Here is a 20,827-nt window from a genome sequence, read left to right on the forward strand (position 1 = left end):
ACGACTCGTCAGTACTCGTCGATCTCGTCCTGCAGGTCGTCGCCGCTGATAGTGAACTCCGTCTCGAAGCCGTCGGGCGTCACCCGTTCGACGACCACGTCACCCCAGACGTTCCCGTGTTCGGTGAAATCGCAGTCCGTGACGGCGCCCTCGTAGTTGATTTCGTCGCCGTTGTCGAGCGCTTCCTTGCCCTCGGCGAACGTCGTTACGGTCGTTCCGTCGGGGCGAGATACCGCGCCGATGCTCTGCTGAATAGCCTCGTGAGACGTCTCGCCGGCGTGGTGAATTGCCAGCGCGAGAATGTTCGTCGCGTCGTAGGCCGCGACTCCCCAGGGATGAAGCCCCTCGTCGCTCACCTCCTCGTAACTCGAGAGGAACTGATCGTAGTTCGGGCCTTCCGTACTCCCGGCGGCGATCCAGGCGCCTTCCGCCTGTTCGCCGACTTCGTCGATGAGGGAATCGTCCCGGAGGCCGTCTTCCATCAGCAACTGGCCGCCGTAGCCGCCGTCCTCCCAGTTGCGGAGGATCGTGATTGCGTCCTCCAGGGCGAACGACAGCGCCCACGCGTCGAAGTCGTTGCTGAACAGTTCGTTCAGTTGGCTCTGATACGACGACTGCCCTGCGTCCGCCGAGATGACCTCGACGATTTCGCCGCCGAGTTCCTCGTACCAGCTGGTGAACTGCCGTGTCCAGCCCTCCTCGCCGGCGCTCGTGGCGCTGAGGATACCCATTCGTTCGACACCGGCCTCCTCGATCATCGCCTGGGCGGCGCCTGAGGTGTGGACGGTGTCACCGATGACGGTTCGCCAGAGCCACTCGTCGTCGTCCGTCTCGTCGGTTCCCTTGTCCCCGCCTCTGGTGTCGAGGTACGTCGACCCTGGCCACGGCGTGATTATCGGAACCTGCTGTTCCTGGATGAACTCCCAGAGCGGTTCGATCTCGCTCGAGTACAGGCCGTTGATAGCGGCCACGCCGTCGCTGTCGATGAACTGCCGGAGCACTTGACGAGCCTGTTGCGGGTCGACCGTGGTGTCCTGGCGGTTGACCTCGAACTCCGCGTCAAGCGGCCCACCAGCGTCGTTGATCTGCTGTACCGCCAGGTCCGTCGCGTCGGAGGCCGCTGGCTGCAGGAAGTCCCACGCGCCGGTCAACGACGCCGGCTGTCCCACCATGACGGTGTCGGGCGACTCGCCGTTGCCGCCATTGCTGTCGTTGCTGCCGTTCCCTCCGTTTCCGCCGTTGCCTCCGTTGCCACCGTTCCCGTCGCCCTCGGTCCCGATACAACCCGCCAGGCCGACCGTCGTCAGTGCGCCCGATCCAGTGATCGCCAGAAAGGTTCGGCGATCGGTCCCGACTGATTCCTTGCGTGACATTCTTTCACAACCCTCTCTGGTGCGTATCGATACCAGGCAAGCATAAAAGTATTGCTCAGGGTAATTCGCCCGACAGGAGACCGACAGCAGTCACCTGCGTCGACGCGACCCAACCTCGTCCAGGCCGGCCACCGGCGGCGAGAACCGAACCGGGAGGACGGAACGACGACGGTTAGCGGCGAGCGGTCGACTCTCGAGTGATTGGCGAACGCGGTCGGTTCATCGCTCGAGCAGCCTGCTCGATGTACCCGGGCCGTCCGCTTCGTTCGCCGTCCAGGTCGAAGCTCACGTACTCGAGTCGAATCTCACCACCGTTCAGCTGCGTTCAGCGATACCGATCGACAGTGATAAGATCTACGGCCGAACGTGGAACGGGAGGCCGGCTCAGATTCGAACCACGGTCGCGGCGAAGCCGCTCCCTGATTCGAACCTTCGCCTCATCATCGACTCCCACACTTCGATTACCTCGCGGCGCGTGCGCGTCGCTCGGCGGTGTGAGGTGCGGGAGTAGTATGGGCCGGCTCAGATTCGAACTGAGGTTACGGCCACCCGAAGGCCGAAGGATACCAAGCTACCCCACCGGCCCGCACTCGAGTTGAGGCCCGCCGACAGTTTAACGTTTGCGAATGGGTCCGGTTCAGGAAACGCGCGCCTCGAGCGTCTCACAGATCGCGGCCAGTTGGCGACGGGTCTCCCCCAGCGAGCCCGAGTTGTCCACCCGGTAGTGAGGCTCCGCTGGCGGCTCGAACTCCGACTCGAGGAGTTCGTAGACGGCGAAGTCGGCATCGCTCTCGTCACCCTCGCGTTCCGCGATACGCGTACGGACAACGGACGTGTCACACTCGACGCGAACGAGTTCGAATCGGGCGTCTGCGTCCTCGGCGACCGCCCGCGCTCGCTCGCGAAGGGGTTCACGGCGAAAGGTCCCGTCGACGACCGCGACGTCGTCGCGCTCGAGCGCCCTGGACGCGCGAGCGAGCGTCGCCTCGTAGGTCGCCTGCGTCTCCGTCTCGGTGTACTCCGGGTCGGGGAACCGATCCTTGCGCACGACGTCGGTGCGGACGAGGTCGGCCTCGAGTCGCTTCGTGAGGTCCGACGCGACGGTCGTTTTTCCGGTTCCGGGGAGCCCGCAGACGACGACGAGACGCTTCCGTTCGGACATTTCGGGTTCGATGAGTGAATGGGACGGTGGGGGTTTGGCCTTTGCGCTTCGGTGCGGTTCGTGCGAATGGGGCGTTCGCGACGGCCGCGTGCCGGATCAAACTCGCTCGTAGCCCTCGGTGTCGAGGTAGTGGTGCGCGACGGTGATCGCCTGGTCGGCGTGAAGCAGCGTCGGTCCGAGTCGAAGCCGTCGGTCGGCCGCCTCGGCGAGCAGGTCGACCTCCTCCTCGGTGAAGTCGTGGTGATCCGAGAGGACGAATGTGGGGTCGGCGAGCGATTGTGGATCGGCGTCGACGATGGGATCACCGTCCTCGTGGAGTTGAATCACCGGCCCGTCCCCACCAACTGTCTCGAGCGTCCCGGCGAACCCACGTCGATACAGTTCGACGCCGGGGCTCGGTTCGGCGGGCAGTGCGCCGATGGCCTCCTCGCGGTGCTCGAGGGCCGTTCGGACCAGCGCGGCGGTGCTTCGCTCGTCGGGGTTGAGGTTCCGGAGGTCGCGCCCGTCGAAGGTGATCGTGTAGGTGTCCTGGACGACGAGGTGGACCTGGACGTCGGTTCGGATGCCGTGGGAGGTGACGAACGCGGCGGTGATCGACCGGCAGAGGGCGTCGAGTCGGCCGGCGCCGCCGGCGAGGTCGGCGAGCGAGAAGTCGGCGTCGGTGGGGACGTTGTGGGCGATGAGGACGAACTGGCGCATGCGGATACTCGACACTCGAGGTGCTGGGCGTGTATGGGTATCGATCGTCAGATTACGCCAGTGGGCGGATCGTCGGACCTCGCGTCAGTCGGCAGGTCGTCAGACTTCGCGCCAGTCAGCAATTCACCGAACCTCGCGTCAATCGTACAGCGTCGCGCCTTGACCGATTCGGGTCTGGTAGGCCCGACTCTCGACGCCCGCGGCGTCGAACGTCTCGAGCATCGCGTCGGCCACTGCCCGCTGGTCGCTGGCCCGACAGACCGCCAGCAAGGACGGGCCGGCGCCGCTGACCGTCACGCCCGTCGCACCGGCGTCGAGAGCCGCTGCCCTGACGTCGTCGTAGCCGTCGATCAGGGCCGCTCGAGCGGGTGTGACCACGGGGTCGTCCATCCCTCGTCCGACGAGGTCGGGATCGTTTCGCGTCATTCCCACCGCGAGCGTCGCTGCGTTGCCCACGGTTTCGGTGACGGCCGCTCGCGACGTCGACGAGGGGACGACCTCGCGGGCGTCGCGCGTCGAAACCACCATTTCGGGGAGACAGGCGACCAGCGACAGCGACGCGTCGACCTGCGTAATGCCGTCGTCGGTGACGACGGTGAACCCGCCCAGCAGCGACGGCGCGACGTTGTCGGCGTGAGCCTCCCCGGAGACGAGCGCCTCGCCCTCGGCGGCCGCCGAGACGAGCTCCGTTCGACTGTGTCCGAGGTCGTAAAGGGCGTTCAACGCGAGGGCGGCACCGGCGGCGCTCGCGGCCGAGGAGCCGAGCCCCGACGATGGGCGGACGCCCTTGTCGATGTGGATGTGTGCGGTCACCCCGAGCGCCTCCGCGACCGCCCCGACGGTGTTCGACTTCGGATCTTCCGGGATGTATGTGCTGCCGACGCCCGTCACCGAAATCGAGGTCTCCTCGGCGCGCTCGACTCGAACCACGTCCGCGGGCGTCTCGAGTGCGAGGCCGAATACGTCGTAGCCACTGCCGAGATTCGCGCTCGTCGCGGGCGCTCGCACGGTTCGCATGGCGTGTCGTACCCACAGCGGCGGGAAAAAGGTAGCGAAGCGTGCGATGATCGCCGCTCGAGCCGCGGCTGTCGGCACCTATCGGGAGCTATCGGTCCAGAGTCAGCCGGCACCTATCGGGAGCTACCGACCGCCTGCAGGCGGGGTCTATCTCCGGCTCGAAGCCGATTACCGATGCTCGCCGAGTCGTCTAAAGTGGACGTGGAGAGAGAGCCCCGCGAGCCCGGTCGCGATCAAGATGGCGTAGATCGCAACCTCGAGTACGGTTGGGAGAGGATCCATCACCCATCATTTGCGATCCGGGTGGTACAATCCCACGGCTGGATATGTGTACGCCTCAAGTACTGAAGCGGGTCAGTGCTACCTGTCGGCCGGTTCGTCGCGTTCGCCCTGCTCGTCGACACGGTCGATCTCGAGCGTCTCCTCGACCTGCGTTATGACGAGTACTGCGCCGACCGCGGCGATCGCGCCGCCGAAGAGAAACGGCACCCGAAAGCCGTAGCCGACGAGCGTCCCGGAGGCGAAGGGGCCGAGGGCGATGCCGAACCCGAAGGCCATCGTCAGCACCGACAGTTTCGTCCCGGACTCGCCCGCGCCCGCGAGGTCACCTGCTAGCGCGAGCGAAGGGGCGAACACCATCGCACCGGCGACGCCCTGGGCCAGGCGGGCGAGGAACATCGTCTCGGGGGTGAACGCGTACCCCTGCACGATCGTCGTCGGGATCAACAGGACCATCCCGGCGACGATGAACGGCCGTCGCCCGACCCGGTCGCTGGCCCGGCCGATCGGCGTCTGGAGGAGGATCTGCGCGATCACGAAGCCGGCGAACTGGAGCCCGAACCAGGTCGATCCCTGCTCGAGGCGAGCGTTGATCTGGGGCTGGAGCGTCGCGAACAGGGCGATCGAGCCCGCGAGAAAGAGCGTCGCGACGCCGAGGGTGAAGATCGGGTCGAGGAGGTGACGACCCGATCGGTCGAGAATAGCGATGGAGAGGTCCGACCCCGCGTCCGCCACCGTCGACTCGGGATCGGAGACCAGGACAGTGACCAGCAGGTAGCTCACCGCCGCGGTGACCGTCGCGACGTAAAAGGCCGCGTCGAACCCGTTGACGGCGACTCCGAGGCCGTTCGTCCCGGGGACCGACAGCGCATATGGCCCCGCGCTGACGACCACCCCGGCGGCGACCGGACCGGCACCGAAACCGATCAGCCGAAAGGTGTTGTAGACGCCCATGTTGCCGCCTCGATCCCGCGTGGTCGCGAGTTCGTTCACGAGCGCGATCGACGTCGGGACGATGAAGGCGACGCTCACGCCCTGCAGGCCGCGAATCAGGAACAGGTGCGCGTAGGTGTCGGCGAAGACGTACGCCAGGTTGGTCACGGCCAACCCGGCGAGGCCGACCAGGATGAACGCCTTTCGCTTGCCCGTTCGGTCGGAGTACCGCCCGGTGAACGGCTGGGCGCTGCTGTTGAGAAAGCCGTACAGCGAGAGGATCGTGCCGATGACGACGGCCTCCTCGAGACCGAACGCGTTTCCGGCGATCAGGTCGCTGCCGACGTACAGCGGGATGACGATGATCAGAAACGAGTTGCCGACGCCGTCGGCCATCCGGGCGAACGCGAGCGCCAGCACGCGCCGGTCGACGCGAAAGAGTGAGAGGAAGCGACCGACGATCGACAGCATGCCTCCACCTCCGGGGACCAGCCGAGTAATCGTTCCGGAACCGGGTTCGCTTTCAGGAATCCAAAGCGTCCGCGGACGCCCCACCCGTTCGACCACGAACCAAAACGGCTACTCGCTGGCGGACGAATCCCCGCGTATGATCTCTCGAGAGAGTCGCGTCCTGCTGGGGTCGATGGCGCTCGTCGCCGTCGTCATCCTCGGACTGGACCTCGTGACGGACGCGCTCGGATTGCCTCGCTGGTCGAGTCCGCTCTTTGGCTTCCTGGTGATTGTCGGCCTCGGCGTCGCCGCGCCGCAACTGTACCTCGCGCGCACCGACGACGACCGATCGCCCCTCACCCGGCTACGGATCGTGGTCTTCCTGACCGTCGTCTTCGGGTTCCTGTTCGTGGGAGCCGCCCAGGGACTCGAGCAGCTGGCGATCGTCGGCCTCACTGCCCTCACCGTCGTCGGCTGGTTCGGCTACGAGTTCCTGGTCGCGTTTCGTGCTGCAAGGGAGGATCCGTCTCGACTCCCCGACGTCGACGGCGGGCCGGGAAGCCCCTGAGTACGGAAGGCATACCTGTCCGGCGGGCCAATCGGCGGCTATGACGACCGACGACCCTGACCCTGGCTCCGCGAGCGGCCGCGGAGCCACTACCGACGTCGACCGCGAGGAGTACCGTCGAGCGCTCGAGGAAAAACGTGCCGAGAAGGACCGATTCTTCGGCGATCACCCCCAGTCGCCGGTTCCACCCGAGGACCGCGAGGACTTCGACGGCCTCGCGTACTTCGACCCGGACCTCGAGTACCGGGTGACGGCGACAGTCGACTTCGAGGACGACCCCGAGGCAGACCCCGTCGCGATGGAAACGACCGCGGGACGCGAAGTGCGCTACCTCCGGGTCGCCATCCTTGCGTTCGACCTCGAGCGCGCGGATCCGGACCTCGCGGGGGGAAGGTACGAACTCACGGCCTACAGTCAGGACGGGAGTACCGACGAACTGTTCGTCCCGTTCCGGGACAAGACGACGGGACAGCAGAGTTACCGCGGCGGCCGGTACATGGAACTCGCGGTCGACGGCGACCTCGAGGACGGACAGGCCCTCGTCGTCGACTTCAACCTCGCGTACTCGCCGTTCTGTGCGTTCAGCGAGACGTTCGACTGTCCGCTCCCGCCCGAGAAGAACTGGCTCGAGGTGGCGATTCCGGCGGGAGAGAAGGCGTACTGAGTGGCAAGAGAATGCGTACTTAGCGGCGGGAGAAAGCGTGCTGAGAAGGGTTCGTTAGCGTCAGGGCGCGACGCCCACCGTCAGGAGCGTCCCGTACTCCCGGTACCGTTCGACCATGTCCTCGCGCGTCTCCCAGTCGTCGGTGGGGAAGGCGCTCTCGTCCGGGATCTCGGTCTCACGGTCGGGAATCGAGTCCTGTTCGGCGACGTACAGCCCCGCCTCCCGGAAGGCCTTCCGGTACTGGTCGCGACTCCAGCGGGTCATCTCCACCGAGATGTTGTCCTGCCAGCCGTGTGAGTGGACGTTCTCCTCGTAGTAGTTGACGGCGCAGTAGAAGGTCCCACCCGGGCGAAGCACGCGGGCGACTTCCTCAAGCGCCTCGTGAGGGTCGGCGGCGTAGTAGAAGGCCTCCATCGTCCAGACGTGGTCGACGCTGTCGTCGGCGAACGGGAGGGACCCGAAGTCGCCGACGACGTAGCCGACGCGCGAATCGTCGGTGTAGCTTGCGGCGTTGCGGGCCATCTCGGGCGCTCCATCCAGGCCGTAGACGGCCCCGGCATCGTTCGTCTCCTGGAGGGCGCGTCCGGCGTAGCCGCTGCCACATCCCAGGTCGAGGACCGTCTCGCCCGCTTCGACCGGCATCCGCGCGAGCGCGTGTTTCGCCGTGTGCCAGTGGCGCGTCTCCATACCCTTGTCCCGGCCGTCAGCCGCCCACTCGTCGAACTCCTCGCGAACGCTCATGGTCTACGTCGAGCACGAGCGAGGAAAGGAATTTCCGTTTCGAGACGCGCTCGAGGCGCGACCGACACATTTTTTAGGACGGCCTAAAAAGATGGGAGTGGAGGGAGGTCGTACAGCCGAACCCGTGGGCATCGGGTGAGTGTCTGCCGTCCACTGAAGCCCTCCGTTCTGTCCCATTTCGTCCGACGAAGCGTACCGAGTCGAGAGTACCAAGTACGTCGGACACGCGAGCGAGAGAGGGCTCGCGTTCCCGTTGCGCTCGGTCGGACGGGAGTCGGAAACCGAACGCCAACGGACATCCGCATCCTTAAGTCAATCCCGGAACTTGTTCACGCCAGTATGGAGTACGCGCTCGAAATCGAGGGGACGCCGGAGACCGTACCGGGGGGGACGGGGATTCTCCTCCTGCACCCGAGCACCGGCGAAACTGACCGCATCGACACCGACTTCCTGAAGACCGACACCGATTCGTTCCTCGTCGTCTCGACGCGAACCACCGCCCGCGAGGTCACCCAGAAACTCGAGTACTACGACGTCGACGAGTCCCGCGCCGTCATCCTGGACACGCTGAGCATCGAGCGGGGGTACTCCCGGCGCTCGAGCGACGACGTCCACTACGTCGCCGCCCCTGACGACGTCGACGGCATCGTCCGTCAGGTCGAGCGCTTCCTCGAGGAAAACGACGGAAAGGTACGGTTGAGTTTCGACTCGGTCACTGAACTCGCCTACTACGCCGGCGAAGACGCCGCCCTCGAGACCGTCGAACGACTGGTGGGGTTGCTCGAAGAACACGACGCCGTCGGCCTGTTTCACCTCTCCGAAGAGGTCCACGACGCCGACGTCGTCGATCAGTTCCGAGGGCTGTTCGCCGGTATCGTCGACCTCGACGAGGACGGGACCGTCACGGCGGAGTTCTGAACGCGGCTTCGTAGGCGCGAGTCTGCACTCGAGGCTTACGACTCAATTACTCACGCTTCGAGAGCTTACACATCCTCGAGCGCCGCGAACGTCTTCTCGGCCCACCGGACCGCGTAAGACGGGCCGTGGTCGCGGTAGGCACTCGTATCGAGGGCCGCGAACGGGGCCGGCAACTCGAGACCGTGTTTGATGGCCGCACACGCGAGTTCCGTGGCGTCGGCGAGGTCCGTCTCGCCGCGGGCGACGGCCCCCGGGAGTTCGGAGACCCGACCCTCGAGTCTCGTCCCCGCGTCCGCCCACGCCGCCGCCAGTTCGGGGAGGATGTCCGTCCAGGACTGGAAGACCTCGCGGGTCTGTAGCCCCGTCCAGCCGTCGTACAGCGCGGCGGCGATCTGGTAGGTGGCGTTCGGTTCGAGCGGGACGGCCGCGTCGAGGTCTCGATACGCCTCCTCGAAGAACCCCAGGAAGTGCTCGGGCACCTCGAGGCCGAGTTCGACGAGCGCCTCCGCGAGTAAAAAGTCCAGAAACGGTTCCGGAGTGCCCTGGACGCGACTCTTGACCAGCACGACCGGCGGCCTGGTCTGGCGAGTCCAGACGATGCTCCCGTCGCCGGGCATCCCGATAGTGAAGTCCCGTCCGGCATACCGAGCGAGGAGTCGCGGGGCGTCCTCGGGGAGCCACTCGGCGGGGTAGGTCGACGGCTCGAGGGATTGGACCAGCAAGCCGAGGTCTTCCGCCTGGGCCGGCGGGAACGTCTCGAAGTCCCGGCCCGTGTCCAGGACGAGCGCCTCGGGGGCGTGTTCCTCGCGAACGGCGTCGACGGCCGGTGAGAGCGTGCGCTCCTCGAACATCACGTTCACGCGGCGGCGATCGACTGGGCGACGAACAGCAGCGCCAGTAGGGCCGAGGCGGCGATCGTGGTGACGACGACCTTCGTTGCAGTGCTCATGACGCCAACTCGGCGAGCGATTCGCTTAAAACCATCTGTCTGCCCGCGCTTGAGGATGGGTTCGACCGGCAGTACGGGAAATTCGATGGACGAACCTACGTCCCGTGATCCCACGAGCCCATGTACTCGCGCTGGACGTCCGTCAGGTCGTCGAATTCGACGTCCTCGGCAGCGAGCTTGATCTCGGCGATCTCCTTGTCGAGTTCGTCCGGCACGTCGTGGACGCCGGGGCCGTACGCCTCGCCGTTCTCGACCATCTCGCGGACGCAGACGGCCTGGATGCCGAAGCTCTGGTCCATGACCTCGACCGGGTGGCCGAGCGCGATGGGCGCCGCGAGGTTGACCAGTCGGCCCTCCGCGATCACGTTCAGGCGGCGGCCGTCCGCGAGTTCGTAGGCCTGCACGCCGTCGCGAGCCTCGTACGTGTCGACGGCGAGGTCGGCGAGCCCCTCGAGGTCGACCTCGATGTCGAAGTGGCCCGCGTTGGCCAGCAGGACGCCGTCTTTCATGGACTCGAAGTGCTCCTCGACGACGACGTCGCGGTTGCCCGTCGTCGTGAGGAAGACGTCGCCGATTTCGGCGGCCTCGGCCATCGGCATCACGTCGTAGCCCTCCATGTGGGCCTCGAGCGCCCGGCGGGGCTCGACCTCGGTGACGATCACGTTTGCGTTCTGGCCGGCGGCCTTCTTCGCGACGCCCTTCCCACAGTAGCCGTAGCCGGCGACGACGACGTTCTTGCCGGCCCAGGAGAGGTTCGTGGTCATCGCGATGGACGCGAGGGAGGACTCGCCGGTGCCGTGGACGTTGTCGAACAGCCGCTTCATCGGCGTGTCGTTGACTGCGAAGACGGGATACTCGAGGGCGCCGTCTTCGTCCATCGCGCGCAGGCGGTGAACGCCCGTGGTCGTCTCCTCAGCACCGCCGACGATGCCGTCGATGAGTTCGGGGTAGTCTTCGTGGACCGCCGCGACGAGGTCCATCCCGTCGTCGACGGTGATCGTCGGCTCGAGGTCGAGGGTCGCGTGGATCGCGTCGTAGTACTCCTCGCTGTCGACGCCACGTTTCGCGTAGCTCGTAATGTGCTCGTGGGTGTCGAGCGCCGCGCTCACGTCGTCGTGGGTCGACAGCGGGTTACAGCCGGTGATGGCGATTTCGGCGCCGCCATCGGCCAGCAACTCGACGAGGTTCGCCGTCTTGGCCTCGACGTGCATCGCCATCGCGATTCGCTCGCCCTCGAAGGGCCGGTCGGCCTCGAACTCCTTCCGGAGGGCGGTGAGGATCGGCATGTGCTGGGCGGCCCAGTCCATCTTGCGTCGGCCCTCCTCGCGTACGGACTCGAGGTCCTGGACGTCCGAGTCGGGGTCCTCGGCGGCGGCCGATAGCTGGTCGCTGATCGGTGGATAGTCGGTCATGGTCCGATAGAGACGGAGGGCGCTCAAAACCCTACCGAAGGCGGGTCGGGCTGTGAGGGAGTCCGCGTCTCGAAGGCGTAATCGGACCTCGAGCAGTGACGAGTCCGAAGAAACCTGTCGGTTTAGGTGTGGAGTGGACGGCTTGAGGAGGTCGCAATTCGCGGGGAGTTCAGAGCAGGGTGTCCGGCGAGGAGCGTAGTGGGTGCCTCTGACAGCGACCGCGTCCGGTACGCTCCCCCAGCAGCGCGTCGACCCGAAGCCGGTTGGGGGGGAGTCAGTCCGGGTTCGGGTTCTGATTCGGGCTCGATTCAGGTTCGGGTTCGATCGTGGTAGATCGGGGTTAGCTGTCGTCGCCGTCCTCGTCTTCGTCGTCACCGTCTGCGCCGTCGTCGTCTTCGTCGTCATCGTCAGCTTCGTCAGCCTCGTCAACTTCTTCCCCACCGTCGTCCGCATCGCTGTCAGGACCCGCGTGGGCTGGTGGGCCGCGCTTGTCGTCATCGTCTCTGTCCGGCGAGCCACGACGGTCGTCATCGTCTTCGTCGTCAGCGTCACCATCGTCTTCCCCATCGTCGTTCGCATCACCGTCAGGACCCGCGTGGGCTGGCGGGCCGCGCTCGTCGTCGCTTGGCGGGCCGGCGTGATCCGGGGCGTTCCCGGGGTTGTTCTGGACGACGAAGTTCGCGACGGCGATTCCGAACGGACCGTCCGTGTCGTTACGGTTCTCCTCGACGAACTGCGAGACGAGGGCACCGAAGGAGTCGGCCGCCTCGTCTTCGTCGTCGGCCGCCTCGAGCGTCACGCTCTTGGTGGCCGTCACGTTGTCGGCGGACGCCGTGAGATCGACGGAGACGTTCTCCTCGGGGGTCGGCAACGCGACGGTCCCGTTCTCGTCGGCTGTGTACGTTCCGTTACCCGCGTAGGAGTCGTTCTCGTCGCTCGGGGTGACCTCGAGCGTGGCGTTGTCGGCTGCCGTTCCGTTTCGTTCGATCGTCACGACGACGTCGTCGGTCTGGTCGACGTCGATCGTGAGCGGCGAGTCCCCGCTGGCCATGGCCGCTGCACCGAGCGGGGCCAGCACCGAGAGGATCATCGCCGCAGCCAGTACCGCTGCGGTGAGTGTGTGGCGTCTCATCCCGGTTGGAACACCCTCGAGATCACTGATAAACCCCGTCAGCAGTTCGGGTTCGTTGACGTTCGTTTTGGCGCCTCGAGAACCGTTTATAGCGTTTATAGAATAAGCTGAGTGTTCAACGTACGTTCACGACTGCGGTACGTCCGGGACCGACCGTTCGTTTCGCTGAACAGTGCGAACGACCTCGTCAGGCCACCCGCTCCAGGACGGCCGCGGCGTGCTCGGTCGCTCGTCGTCGAACGGCGGCCTCGTCGAGCGTCTGGACGACCCGGTCGCGCATCAGCACCTGCCCGTCACAGATCGTGTGGCGGACGTCGCTCGCGGCGGCCGCGTACGTCAGGTGGCTCACGAGGTCGTGGCGGGGCGTCAGGTGGGGCGCCTCGAGGTCGATTACGGCGAGGTCGGCCACGCCGCCGACTTCGAGGCGGCCGCTCTCGAGACCGATGGCGTCGGCGCTCCCCCGGGTGAGCATCTCGACGACTGCCTCGGCGGGGACCGCGCTGGCGTCGTTCGCGGCGAGTTTGCCGAGCATCGCGGCGTCGCGGGCCTCGTCCAGCATCGAGAGGTCGTTGTTCGAGGCGGCGCCGTCCGTGCCGAGGCCGACCGTGGCCCCCGCGTCGAGGAGTTCCTGGATCGGCGCCATGCCGCTGGCGAGTTTCATGTTCGAGGCCGGGCAGTGGATCACGCCGGTTCCGGTCTCGGCGAGCAACTCGATTTCGCGCTCGTTCAGGTGGACGCCGTGGGCGACGAAGTCATCGGGTTCGAGCATGCCGACGTCGTCCGCGTACTCGAGCGGGCGAACGCCCTGGGCCTCGACGACGGGATGGACCTCGTCGGTGGTCTCGTTCGCGTGGTAGTGGACCGGGATACCGTCGGCACGGGCCTTCGGGACGAACTCCTCGAGGATCTCCTGTGAGACGGTCGTCAACGAGTGGGGCATGAACGCCGTCGAGATGCGGCCGTCGGCCGCGCCGTCGAACTCCCGGGCGACATCGAGGCTCTCCTGGGCGTCTGCTCGCGCGTCGGCCTCGTCCTTGCCGACGGTGACGATGCCGTGGCCGAGTCGCGCCCGGAGGCCGGCCTCCTCGACCGCGGCGGCGATCTCGGACACCTCGAAGTACATGTCGGCGAAGCCGGTGACGCCGCCCTTGATGAACTCGAGCAACCCTAGCTCGGTGCCGGCCCGGACGTCCTCGGCGGAGAGGGCGGCCTCGGCGGGCCAGATGTCCTCGCTGAGCCAGGCGTCGAGGGGCTTGTCGTCGGCGTACCCCCGAAGGAGCGTCATCGCGACGTGGGTGTGGCCGTTCACGAAGCCGGGCGTCACCAGACAGTCGGTCGCCTCGAGCGTCTCGTCGGCCGAGAAATCCTCGCCGATCTCGAGGATCTCGCCGGTCGATTTATCGATCAGTACGTCCGCACGTTCGACGGTTCCATCGGGGCGGAGGCAGTCCCCGCCGACGATCGCCAGCGTGGTCATTGCGTGACGTTTCGGCGGGATCGGTGTTAATCTGCCGTCTCCGATTTCGACGCCGCCTCGCTCTCCGCCGATTCGTCGGCCAGCGGGAGCGTGAACGTAAACGTCGACCCCTCCCCGGGTTCGGACTCGACCCAGATTCGCCCGTCGTGGCGGTCGACGATGCGCTTACACAACGCCAGTCCGATCCCCGTCCCCGGATGCTCGTCGCGGGTGTGCAGTCGCTCGAACACGTCGAAGATCCGGTCCTGGTTCTCCGGGCTGATGCCGAGTCCGTCGTCCGTCACGCTCACCTGGCACCGCTCCCCGTCCGCTTCGGCGGCGATACGGATGGTCGGCGACTCCTCGTCAGTGTACTCCAGGGCGTTGCTCAACAGGTTCTGAAAGAGCTGTCGGAGTTGCTCGGCGTCGCCACGAACCATCGGAAGTGGGTCGACCGAAACCTCCGCCTGGGACTCTCCGATCTTCATCCGCAGATCCGAACGCACGTTCTCGACGACCGTCTCGAGGTCCACCGGTTCGAACGACCCCGACTCGGTGTCGACCCGCGAGTACTCGAGGAGCGCCTTGATCATCCGATGCATGCGTTCGGCCCCGTCGACGGCGTACTCGAGGAACTCCTCGCCGTCCTCGTCGAGGTCGTCGCCGTAGCGCCGTTCGATCAGCTGGAGGTAACTCGAGACCATCCGCAGCGGTTCCTGGAGGTCGTGACTGGCCGCGTAGGCGAACTGCTCGAGCGCGCGATTGGACTCCTCGAGGCGGGTGACGGAGTGCATCAACTCGAGCGACTGCTGGCGCCGGGCGAGCAGCGAGTTGAGCTGTCGAACCAGCGGCTCGCACTCGATCGGCGCGGTGACGATCTCGTCGACCAGGAGCGAATCGTCGTTCTCCTCCGGGTCGGGGAGAACGATCCGGGGGTTCGTCCGTTCCCGCCGGACGAGGACGACCGGGCAGAACGCCGGATTGCTCGCCTCGACGCGCTCTTCGAGGGCCGCGTGGTAGTCGGGAAACGAGAAGTCGTCGACCAGGTACGCGTCGGCCTCGACCACCGACTCGTCGGTGAGCACCTCGTAACGATCCTCGAGCAGGTGACGGACGGCCGCCCGGTTTCGTTCCTGGGAGATCAGGAGCTGGACGCGGCTTTCGGACCGTCGTCGCTCGACGCGGTTCAAGTTACTCATTGGTCGGGTGTACCAGCTGGTGGAGGGGTGTCGATCGACTCGAGCGTCGGTCACTCATCCTGCGCGAGGTCGCGGACATCGCTCATGCGTGGGTTCCCCTGGAGGACGCCGTGGAGTCCGGAGAGCGGGTCGCCGACCCGGAGACCGTCGTCGGTGATCTCGAACTCCCGGAGACTGTGCTCGAACCCGCCAGTTCGTTTCTTCAAGACGCCGATGACCTTCCGCAGTCGACCGTCCATCTCGACGTAGCTCATGAACATGAGGTTGTCAGCCAGGTAGCTGATGTTCGGGCTCGTCGCCGTCGAGATGCCGGTGATCTCGGAGATTTCGTTCGTGAAGATGACCGTCACGCCCTCGTTTTTGAGGTAGCGGGTCAGTCCGTGAAGCTTGCGGATCAGCGCCGACTCCTCGCCACGGACCGAAATCGTGTAGCCGTCGATGCCGTCGATGAACACGACGTCGGTTCCCTGGGTTTCGGTCTGTTCGATGATCCGGTGGGCGAATTCCTCACTCGAGAGCGTCAGCGGTTCGACCTGGTTGACCGAGAGGTCGCCCGATTCGCGCATGTCGCTGATGGGGAACCCGATCGACTCCGTGCGGTGGCAGTAGGTTTCAATGCTCTCCTCGAAGAGGTAGGCCGCACAGGTCAACCCCTCCTCAATCGCCTGGGCCATGAACTGCGTCCCGATGGTCGTCTTCCCGACGCCAGAGGGGCCGCTGACGAACGTGACCGTCTGTTGCTCGAATCCGCCCTCGAGCAGGTCGTCGAGCTCGTCGATTCCCGACCGAAGCGCGATCGGGTCGAACGTCGTCTCTTCGTGCACGGGAACGACGTCCGGGTAGACCTCAATTCCGTGTTGTCTGATCTCGAGCCCGTGTTCGCCCTCCATCTGCCCGAGCGCACGGTGCTTCGCGGGATTGATCCGTCGGCCGTCGGGTCCGCGCGTCAGTTCGATGATTCCGTCGCTCAGCGAGCGTACCTCGGCATCGGACTTCTCGTCGTAGGCCGAGGGCGCCGTCGCGACGACCGTGATATCGCGCTGCTTGAGGAATCGCATGAACGCGAGCATTCGCTTGCGGAACTGGTGGCCGCTCGACTCGACGTACCGGAGCTGGGTGATCGGGTCGAGGACGACCCGCGTCGGATCGATCTCCTTGATCGCGTCGTGAATGTCGCGGGTGTACTGCTCTTGCTCGAGGTCGCTCGGGTGGACCAGGTCGTAGGCCTCGTCCTGGGTGAAGAAGTCAGATTCGGGACCCAGATCGAGGAACTCGGCGTCTCTGACGTCGATTCCGACGGCCAGTCCGTTCGAGACGATTTCTTCCTGGGATTCCTCGCCGTGGATACACAGGACGGTCTCTCCCTCCTCGAGTCCCGTCTCGAGAAAGTGCATACCGAGGAGCGTCTTTCCCGTCCCGGGCCTTCCCTGCACGAGGTACATGCGGCCACGAACGAGTCCGCCGTTGAGAAGCGTATCGAGGCCATCAATTCCCGATCGGATCGTTGAGATGGACGCCGACATAGACGACGAGACACTACGAGAGGGGTGAGATAAAACCTGTGTGCTCCACACCCTGAAAATCGCAACGAACGGCGGTTGTCACCGGTATTCGGTACAATCGACCGGGAATCGATGCAAGCGTGGTAGCCACCGCCACAGTCTCCGCTATCGGTCGGACCGCCGGAGACACCACGATGTCGGACGCGATTGCGAGGATTCGCCACGTTCGGGGCCTGCAACGACCTCCACCGCGCCCGTTACAGTCGGCGGATTTATCGCTTTGCTGACCGAACGTGGCGTATGGCGACACGTTCGCGAGCGGCGACGGACTCGAGGGACGGGCCACTCGTGCTCGTGCTCGCACTGGCGGGTCTGTCGCTCCTGACAGCACTGTATCTCCTGGTCACGGAATCGTCGATTCGCCCCGCAGCCGGGGCGTCGCTCCTGGCGGTCGGGTTCGCCGCGTTCGCCGCCATCGATCGACTGAGCAGGCGCCGGGTGCTCGCGGCCCTCGAGGCCGGGTGGCGCGAGCACCGACCGTACGTCGGCTTCGCTGCCGCGACCTTCGCCATTGGGATCCTCCTGGGGGTACTCCTCTACGCGCTCGGGGTCGACCTGCTCGAGTTCGTGCTCGAGGCCCTCGGGGAGGAACTCGTCGGGGACGAGGAACTCGAGCCCGGTGGCGAACCGGGGACCGAAAGCTCATCGATCGAACTGACGGCCGGACTGTTCGTCGTCAACAACTCGGGCCCCTTCGTGCTCGCCATTCTCGGCGCCGTCTCGCTCGGGGCGTTCACGCTCCTCATCATGGTTTTCAACGGCGTCCTCATCGGAAACCTTGGCGCCGGCATCGGCGGCCTGATCGGTTACGGCGAGTTCGTCGCCCTGCTCGTTCCCCACGGCGTGTTCGAACTCACGGCGCTCTTCATCGCCGCCGGCATCGGCTTCCGGCTCGTCCACCGATTCGGCCAGCGCCTTCGCGGGAACCGCGACTCGTTTCTCACGAAGCGGTACCTCTATCGAACCGGCCTGCTGGCGTGCTTCGGCTGGCTCTTGCTGGTGCTGGCGGCGTTCGTCGAGGCGTACCTGACCATCGCCATCGTCGAGGCGCTCTTCGGAATCTGATCGGCTAATCGGCTTGATCGGCTGATCGACGGGGCGGCACTAGGGAGACGATACCAGCAACCGCGGCGTCCTGGGCGCTCACTCTCGAGGCGAATCGTCCACCGGCATCTCCCTGTCGTGGGTCGTCACTGGAACGATCACGGAGCCCGGCGGCGCGTCGGTCACCGTCGCCGCCACCGTCGTCTCCTCGAGGTCGGTGTCAGACTCGAGGAACTCGTAGCCGTCGTCCGTCTCGACGGCGACCGCGACGTCGGTCGGACTGGCCCCCGGCGGTAGTTCCGAGGGGTCGTACGGGAGTTCGACGCGGCAGGCCACGAGTCCCTCGACTTCGTCGACGGCGTACAGTTCGACCGGATCGCCCAGGGCGCCGGGCGGGGCCTCGACGTCGGACTCAGCCTCGACGATATCGACGGCGTCGGGGACCGAGGAGGCGACCAGTTCGAGGCGAGCGGTCGTTCCGGGAGCGGTCCGCTCGAGTGTCCGTTCGACGATGTCCTGCGGATCGTAGCCGGGAATGGGCATGGGCTAACGTTCGAGCGTCATCGCTGTAGTTCCTCGGCGTGCTATCGCGTGGTCGGCTTCCGCGACCGTAGTCAGACCGACAGCACCGGCTGACTCGCGTACGAGAGGACGTACTCGGCGGCCTTCTCGAGGACCTCCGTCGGCGCGTCGGTCACCGACTCGCGCGGGAGCACGATGAAGTCGGCGTCGACGGACTCTGCGGCGTCGAGGACGACGCTTCCGGGATGGCGCGTCTTGACCGACGACGAGAAGCCGTGAGCCGTCGACATCGAGAACGAGACGTCGTAGGCGTCGGTCACGCCCGCGACCTCCTCGAGGAAGCCCTGGGTGTTCTCGGCGACGTCGGTCTCGGAGACGACGCCCGAATCCATGCCGTGAACGACCTCCCGTCCGAGGACGAACAGGACGTGGACGGTGGCGTCGTATCGGTCGGCGATGGCGACGGCGTACTCGACGGCGGTGGCGGAGTCCTCGCTGCCGTCGACCGGGGCGAGCACGGTGTCGACGGTGAGCGGATCGCTGACGTCCATACGGTTAGTGGGCGTGCCGATGGCAAAAAACCAACCGTCTCTACGCTCGGGCAATCGTCCGTCGACCGCGGTGTCGAGACACGCGGTCCGTCACTCAGATATCGAGACGCGCCGTCTACTCGAGGCGTCGGTTCCGACCGATCGATTCCGACCGAACGAGACCCGCGCCGTTCGAATGCGTTTATAGGCTCGGAGGGGAAACGTACGACCATGTTCGACACGGTCGTCGTCGCGACGGACGGGTCCGAGAGCGTCGAGCGCGCCGTCGAGGTCGGCATCGACCTCGCCGCCCGGTTCGGCGCCGACGTACACGCCCTCTCGGTCGTCGACGCCAGCGAAGTCGACGCCTCGCCCGAACAGCTCCGCGAGGAGCTCCGAACCGCCCTCGAGACCCACGCCGAAGGTGCGCTCTCGAGCGTTCGCGACGAGGCTGGTCCCGGAATCACGACCGCGGTCCGAGAAGGGCGTCCGGCCCCCGAAATTGTCGCGTACGCGCGCGAGCAAGACGCCGATCTGATCGTCACCGGCACGCGCGGTCGCCACGGCGAGAACCGCCTGCTGCTGGGGAGCGTCGCCGAGCGCGTCGTCCGCACGTCACCGATTCCGGTCCTGACGGTCAGACAGCTCCCCGACGCGGAAGGCGAGGAGACGGCTGCCGGGAGCAGTCAGGCGACGACATGAACGGACTCGAGCGACATCCGGCGGTTACTTCCCTCTCGCCCCCTCAGCAGGGGTATGGACGCCGATCTCATCTCGAGTTCCGATCTCCCACTGGGTCGCAAATCCGTACTCCCGGGCACCGGCTTCTTCCTGCCCGACGACGTTGAGGACGGCCTCGAGGAGCAGAAAGCGCGGGCCGCCCTCGAGGGCGCCGAAGTCGCCGTCGTCGCGGACCCGGACGCCGACGGACTGGCCTGCGTGGCCATGATTCGCGAGGCGTACGACGACGTGCAGGTGGTTCCGGAGCCGCCGACGGACGACCAGGACGAGGAAGAAGGTGACGGGGTTGGTGAAGACGACCCCGATGCCGACCCCCTCGATGAACTCGAACCGACCCCTCACCGCGTCGCCTTGCTCCCCGCGAGCCCCCACAACGTCGAGGAGGCCCTCGAGCGCGTCGCCGCCTACGCCGAACCGGGAATCGACTGCTACGTCTGTGACCTCTGCCCTGATCGCTACGAGTACGTCGAGGACGAACTCGCGGCGCTGCTCGAGGTCTCCGGCGACATCTCGTGGTTCGACCACCACCAGTGGGACGACGCCGTCGCCGCGGCGGTCAGGGACGCCGGCGTCGACCTCGTCGTCGGTGACTCCGAGGAGGAGTGTACCGCCGACGTGACCCTCCGGTCGCTCGCCTACGACTTCGACGACAAGTACGAAACCCTCGCGGCGGTCACCCGCGACCACGACCTCTGGCTCCGCGAGGACCCGCGAAGCGACGACCTGGCCGACTACGCCTACTGGACGAACCCCGCGGAGTACGTCGAGGTCGTCAGGGAGTACGGCGTCGACTTCCCCGCGTGGGTGCACGAGTTCATCACCGAGCGCCGCGTCGAGAAGGAGGCCCTGATCGAGCAGGCAGTCGGCCGTGCGAAGTTCCACGACGTCGGCGGCTACACCGTCGGCGTCACCTACGGCCGCTGTTCGCAGAACGAGGTCGCCGAGGCCATGCGCGAGGAAGGCGCCGACGCCTCCGTCGTCGTCAAACCCGCCGGGTCGGCCTCGATCCGCGGCACCGACGAATTCGACCGCTGTCACGAGGTTGCGGGACGGGTCAACGGTGGCGGCCACCCGAAGGCCGCAGGCTGCAAGCCCGACATCTACGACGACATGCTCGACTACGCCCACCACTGGACGACCCGTGGCGCGGTCACCAAACAGGTCATTCTCGAGGCGTTCGAGGCCGTCGTCGAGAGTTCGAGCGGCGACGGCGAAGGCGAACTCGAGGAGTGAATCAGAGCGGGGCGATACGCTCCCCGCGTCGCCACGTGTACGGCTTTCCACCTTGTCGTTCCGTTCACGAGTTGGCGACCGGACACGCAGAATCCGCTTCGGTCGCGAGTTCTCCTCCCTCGCGGAACTACCCGAGGACGGCGAGGTCGTCGCTTCGGAGCCCGATTCGAAGACACACAGCGAGCCAAACGTATCGAAGTAAGTTCGTCGTGGAGCGACGCGTGCTGGTCCACCAATCTGACG

20 protein-coding genes and 1 tRNA gene are annotated in these 20,827 nt (G+C 66.2%); 6 read left to right on the forward strand and 15 right to left on the reverse strand.

The genetic code is table 11. From position 1 onward, the window contains the following. Window positions 1-8: 8 nt before the first annotated feature. From NGM29_RS01635 to NGM29_RS01660, 6 genes are all read right to left on the reverse strand, one after another. Window positions 9-1,373: an ABC transporter substrate-binding protein gene (locus tag NGM29_RS01635; RefSeq protein WP_254158526.1), complete on the reverse strand. Its 1,365-nt coding sequence runs from the start codon at window positions 1,371-1,373 to the stop codon at window positions 9-11. 513 nt (window positions 1,374-1,886) lie between these two features. Next, window positions 1,887-1,959 (reverse strand) — tRNA-Pro (locus NGM29_RS01640). 51 nt (window positions 1,960-2,010) lie between these two features. Next, on the reverse strand, window positions 2,011-2,535 hold the full coding sequence (locus NGM29_RS01645) for a P-loop nucleotide/nucleoside kinase family protein (RefSeq protein ID WP_254158527.1): 525 nt from the start codon (window positions 2,533-2,535) through the stop codon (window positions 2,011-2,013). 96 nt (window positions 2,536-2,631) lie between these two features. Next, window positions 2,632-3,234, reverse strand: a complete 603-nt coding sequence (trmY, locus tag NGM29_RS01650) for a tRNA (pseudouridine(54)-N(1))-methyltransferase TrmY (protein ID WP_254158528.1) — start codon at window positions 3,232-3,234, stop codon at window positions 2,632-2,634. Between the two features lie 138 nt (window positions 3,235-3,372). Further along, on the reverse strand, window positions 3,373-4,251 hold the full coding sequence (locus tag NGM29_RS01655; protein ID WP_254158529.1) for a homoserine kinase: 879 nt from the start codon (window positions 4,249-4,251) through the stop codon (window positions 3,373-3,375). 360 nt (window positions 4,252-4,611) lie between these two features. Next, the gene (locus NGM29_RS01660; RefSeq protein WP_254158530.1) at window positions 4,612-5,934 is read right to left on the reverse strand and encodes an MFS transporter; all 1,323 of its coding nucleotides are present in this window, start codon (window positions 5,932-5,934) and stop codon (window positions 4,612-4,614) included. A 136-nt stretch (window positions 5,935-6,070) separates the two neighbouring features. On the opposite strand from NGM29_RS01660, the gene NGM29_RS01665 reads away from it, so the two are divergent. Continuing rightward, entirely contained in the window at window positions 6,071-6,481 is a 411-nt protein-coding gene (locus NGM29_RS01665; protein ID WP_254158531.1) for a hypothetical protein, read from the forward strand. Between the two features lie 40 nt (window positions 6,482-6,521). Next, window positions 6,522-7,145, forward strand: a complete 624-nt coding sequence (locus NGM29_RS01670) for a DUF1684 domain-containing protein (protein WP_254158532.1) — start codon at window positions 6,522-6,524, stop codon at window positions 7,143-7,145. Between the two features lie 60 nt (window positions 7,146-7,205). On the opposite strand, the gene NGM29_RS01675 is transcribed toward NGM29_RS01670, so the two are convergent. Next, a complete protein-coding gene (locus NGM29_RS01675) occupies window positions 7,206-7,886 on the reverse strand; it encodes a class I SAM-dependent methyltransferase (protein ID WP_254158533.1) in 681 nt (226 codons plus the stop codon). 339 nt (window positions 7,887-8,225) lie between these two features. On the opposite strand from NGM29_RS01675, the gene NGM29_RS01680 reads away from it, so the two are divergent. Next, window positions 8,226-8,804 carry a DUF7090 family protein gene (locus NGM29_RS01680; RefSeq protein ID WP_253430849.1) on the forward strand — a complete coding sequence of 193 codons (579 nt, stop codon included), beginning with the start codon at window positions 8,226-8,228 and terminating at the stop codon, window positions 8,802-8,804. Window positions 8,805-8,869: 65 nt separating this feature from the next. Here NGM29_RS01680 and NGM29_RS01685 read toward each other — a convergent pair whose 3' ends face one another. The 6 genes from NGM29_RS01685 to NGM29_RS01710 form a co-directional block, all read right to left on the reverse strand. Then, window positions 8,870-9,655, reverse strand: a complete 786-nt coding sequence (locus NGM29_RS01685) for a DUF7089 family protein (protein ID WP_254158534.1) — start codon at window positions 9,653-9,655, stop codon at window positions 8,870-8,872. Between the two features lie 193 nt (window positions 9,656-9,848). Next, window positions 9,849-11,165 carry an adenosylhomocysteinase gene (locus NGM29_RS01690; RefSeq protein ID WP_254158535.1) on the reverse strand — a complete coding sequence of 439 codons (1,317 nt, stop codon included), beginning with the start codon at window positions 11,163-11,165 and terminating at the stop codon, window positions 9,849-9,851. A gap of 340 nt (window positions 11,166-11,505) precedes the next feature. After that, entirely contained in the window at window positions 11,506-12,297 is a 792-nt protein-coding gene (locus NGM29_RS01695) for a hypothetical protein (protein WP_254158536.1), read from the reverse strand. A gap of 187 nt (window positions 12,298-12,484) precedes the next feature. Beyond that, the gene (locus NGM29_RS01700) at window positions 12,485-13,774 is read right to left on the reverse strand and encodes an amidohydrolase (protein ID WP_254158537.1); all 1,290 of its coding nucleotides are present in this window, start codon (window positions 13,772-13,774) and stop codon (window positions 12,485-12,487) included. A gap of 26 nt (window positions 13,775-13,800) precedes the next feature. Next, window positions 13,801-14,952, reverse strand: coding sequence for a sensor histidine kinase (locus NGM29_RS01705; RefSeq protein WP_254158538.1), 1,152 nt, complete (start codon window positions 14,950-14,952; stop codon window positions 13,801-13,803). A gap of 50 nt (window positions 14,953-15,002) precedes the next feature. Continuing rightward, window positions 15,003-16,475 carry an ATPase domain-containing protein gene (locus NGM29_RS01710; protein ID WP_254158539.1) on the reverse strand — a complete coding sequence of 491 codons (1,473 nt, stop codon included), beginning with the start codon at window positions 16,473-16,475 and terminating at the stop codon, window positions 15,003-15,005. A 279-nt stretch (window positions 16,476-16,754) separates the two neighbouring features. On the opposite strand from NGM29_RS01710, the gene NGM29_RS01715 reads away from it, so the two are divergent. After that, the gene (locus NGM29_RS01715) at window positions 16,755-17,579 is read left to right on the forward strand and encodes a stage II sporulation protein M (protein WP_254158540.1); all 825 of its coding nucleotides are present in this window, start codon (window positions 16,755-16,757) and stop codon (window positions 17,577-17,579) included. Between the two features lie 78 nt (window positions 17,580-17,657). Here the strand turns inward: NGM29_RS01715 and NGM29_RS01720 are convergent, their stop codons facing one another. Next, window positions 17,658-18,101 carry a hypothetical protein gene (locus NGM29_RS01720; RefSeq protein ID WP_254158541.1) on the reverse strand — a complete coding sequence of 148 codons (444 nt, stop codon included), beginning with the start codon at window positions 18,099-18,101 and terminating at the stop codon, window positions 17,658-17,660. A 71-nt stretch (window positions 18,102-18,172) separates the two neighbouring features. Beyond that, on the reverse strand, window positions 18,173-18,631 hold the full coding sequence (locus tag NGM29_RS01725; protein WP_254158542.1) for a universal stress protein: 459 nt from the start codon (window positions 18,629-18,631) through the stop codon (window positions 18,173-18,175). Window positions 18,632-18,841: 210 nt separating this feature from the next. Between NGM29_RS01725 and NGM29_RS01730 the strand changes: the two genes are divergently transcribed. Together NGM29_RS01730 and NGM29_RS01735 are read left to right on the forward strand one after the other, a co-directional pair. Continuing rightward, on the forward strand, window positions 18,842-19,312 hold the full coding sequence (locus NGM29_RS01730; protein WP_254158543.1) for a universal stress protein: 471 nt from the start codon (window positions 18,842-18,844) through the stop codon (window positions 19,310-19,312). A gap of 54 nt (window positions 19,313-19,366) precedes the next feature. Next, complete coding sequence (locus NGM29_RS01735) at window positions 19,367-20,584, forward strand: DHH family phosphoesterase (protein ID WP_254158544.1); 1,218 nt, start codon at window positions 19,367-19,369, stop codon at window positions 20,582-20,584. Window positions 20,585-20,827: the final 243 nt, after the last annotated feature.

It is taken from the genome of Natronosalvus rutilus (genome assembly GCF_024204665.1).
Lineage (GTDB): Archaea > Halobacteriota > Halobacteria > Halobacteriales > Natrialbaceae > Natronosalvus > Natronosalvus rutilus.

What these genes read in the sequence shown, in the direction of transcription:
- NGM29_RS01675 (WP_254158533.1), bottom strand. Translation starts at nt 7,886, where the DNA reads ATGAGCGTTCGCGAGGAGTTCGACGAGTGGGCGGCTGACGGCCGGGAC.
- NGM29_RS01720 (WP_254158541.1), bottom strand. Translation starts at nt 18,101, where the DNA reads ATGCCCATTCCCGGCTACGATCCGCAGGACATCGTCGAACGGACACTC.
- NGM29_RS01715 (WP_254158540.1), top strand. Translation starts at nt 16,755, where the DNA reads ATGGCGACACGTTCGCGAGCGGCGACGGACTCGAGGGACGGGCCACTC.
- NGM29_RS01730 (WP_254158543.1), top strand. Translation starts at nt 18,842, where the DNA reads ATGTTCGACACGGTCGTCGTCGCGACGGACGGGTCCGAGAGCGTCGAG.
- NGM29_RS01685 (WP_254158534.1), bottom strand. Translation starts at nt 9,655, where the DNA reads ATGTTCGAGGAGCGCACGCTCTCACCGGCCGTCGACGCCGTTCGCGAG.
- NGM29_RS01645 (WP_254158527.1), bottom strand. Translation starts at nt 2,535, where the DNA reads ATGTCCGAACGGAAGCGTCTCGTCGTCGTCTGCGGGCTCCCCGGAACC.
- NGM29_RS01735 (WP_254158544.1), top strand. Translation starts at nt 19,367, where the DNA reads ATGGACGCCGATCTCATCTCGAGTTCCGATCTCCCACTGGGTCGCAAA.
- NGM29_RS01700 (WP_254158537.1), bottom strand. Translation starts at nt 13,774, where the DNA reads ATGACCACGCTGGCGATCGTCGGCGGGGACTGCCTCCGCCCCGATGGA.
- NGM29_RS01655 (WP_254158529.1), bottom strand. Translation starts at nt 4,251, where the DNA reads ATGCGAACCGTGCGAGCGCCCGCGACGAGCGCGAATCTCGGCAGTGGC.
- NGM29_RS01665 (WP_254158531.1), top strand. Translation starts at nt 6,071, where the DNA reads ATGATCTCTCGAGAGAGTCGCGTCCTGCTGGGGTCGATGGCGCTCGTC.
- NGM29_RS01690 (WP_254158535.1), bottom strand. Translation starts at nt 11,165, where the DNA reads ATGACCGACTATCCACCGATCAGCGACCAGCTATCGGCCGCCGCCGAG.
- NGM29_RS01635 (WP_254158526.1), bottom strand. Translation starts at nt 1,373, where the DNA reads ATGTCACGCAAGGAATCAGTCGGGACCGATCGCCGAACCTTTCTGGCG.
- NGM29_RS01670 (WP_254158532.1), top strand. Translation starts at nt 6,522, where the DNA reads ATGACGACCGACGACCCTGACCCTGGCTCCGCGAGCGGCCGCGGAGCC.
- NGM29_RS01660 (WP_254158530.1), bottom strand. Translation starts at nt 5,934, where the DNA reads ATGCTGTCGATCGTCGGTCGCTTCCTCTCACTCTTTCGCGTCGACCGG.
- NGM29_RS01710 (WP_254158539.1), bottom strand. Translation starts at nt 16,475, where the DNA reads ATGTCGGCGTCCATCTCAACGATCCGATCGGGAATTGATGGCCTCGAT.
- NGM29_RS01695 (WP_254158536.1), bottom strand. Translation starts at nt 12,297, where the DNA reads ATGAGACGCCACACACTCACCGCAGCGGTACTGGCTGCGGCGATGATC.
- NGM29_RS01680 (WP_253430849.1), top strand. Translation starts at nt 8,226, where the DNA reads ATGGAGTACGCGCTCGAAATCGAGGGGACGCCGGAGACCGTACCGGGG.
- NGM29_RS01705 (WP_254158538.1), bottom strand. Translation starts at nt 14,952, where the DNA reads ATGAGTAACTTGAACCGCGTCGAGCGACGACGGTCCGAAAGCCGCGTC.
- NGM29_RS01725 (WP_254158542.1), bottom strand. Translation starts at nt 18,631, where the DNA reads ATGGACGTCAGCGATCCGCTCACCGTCGACACCGTGCTCGCCCCGGTC.
- trmY (WP_254158528.1), bottom strand. Translation starts at nt 3,234, where the DNA reads ATGCGCCAGTTCGTCCTCATCGCCCACAACGTCCCCACCGACGCCGAC.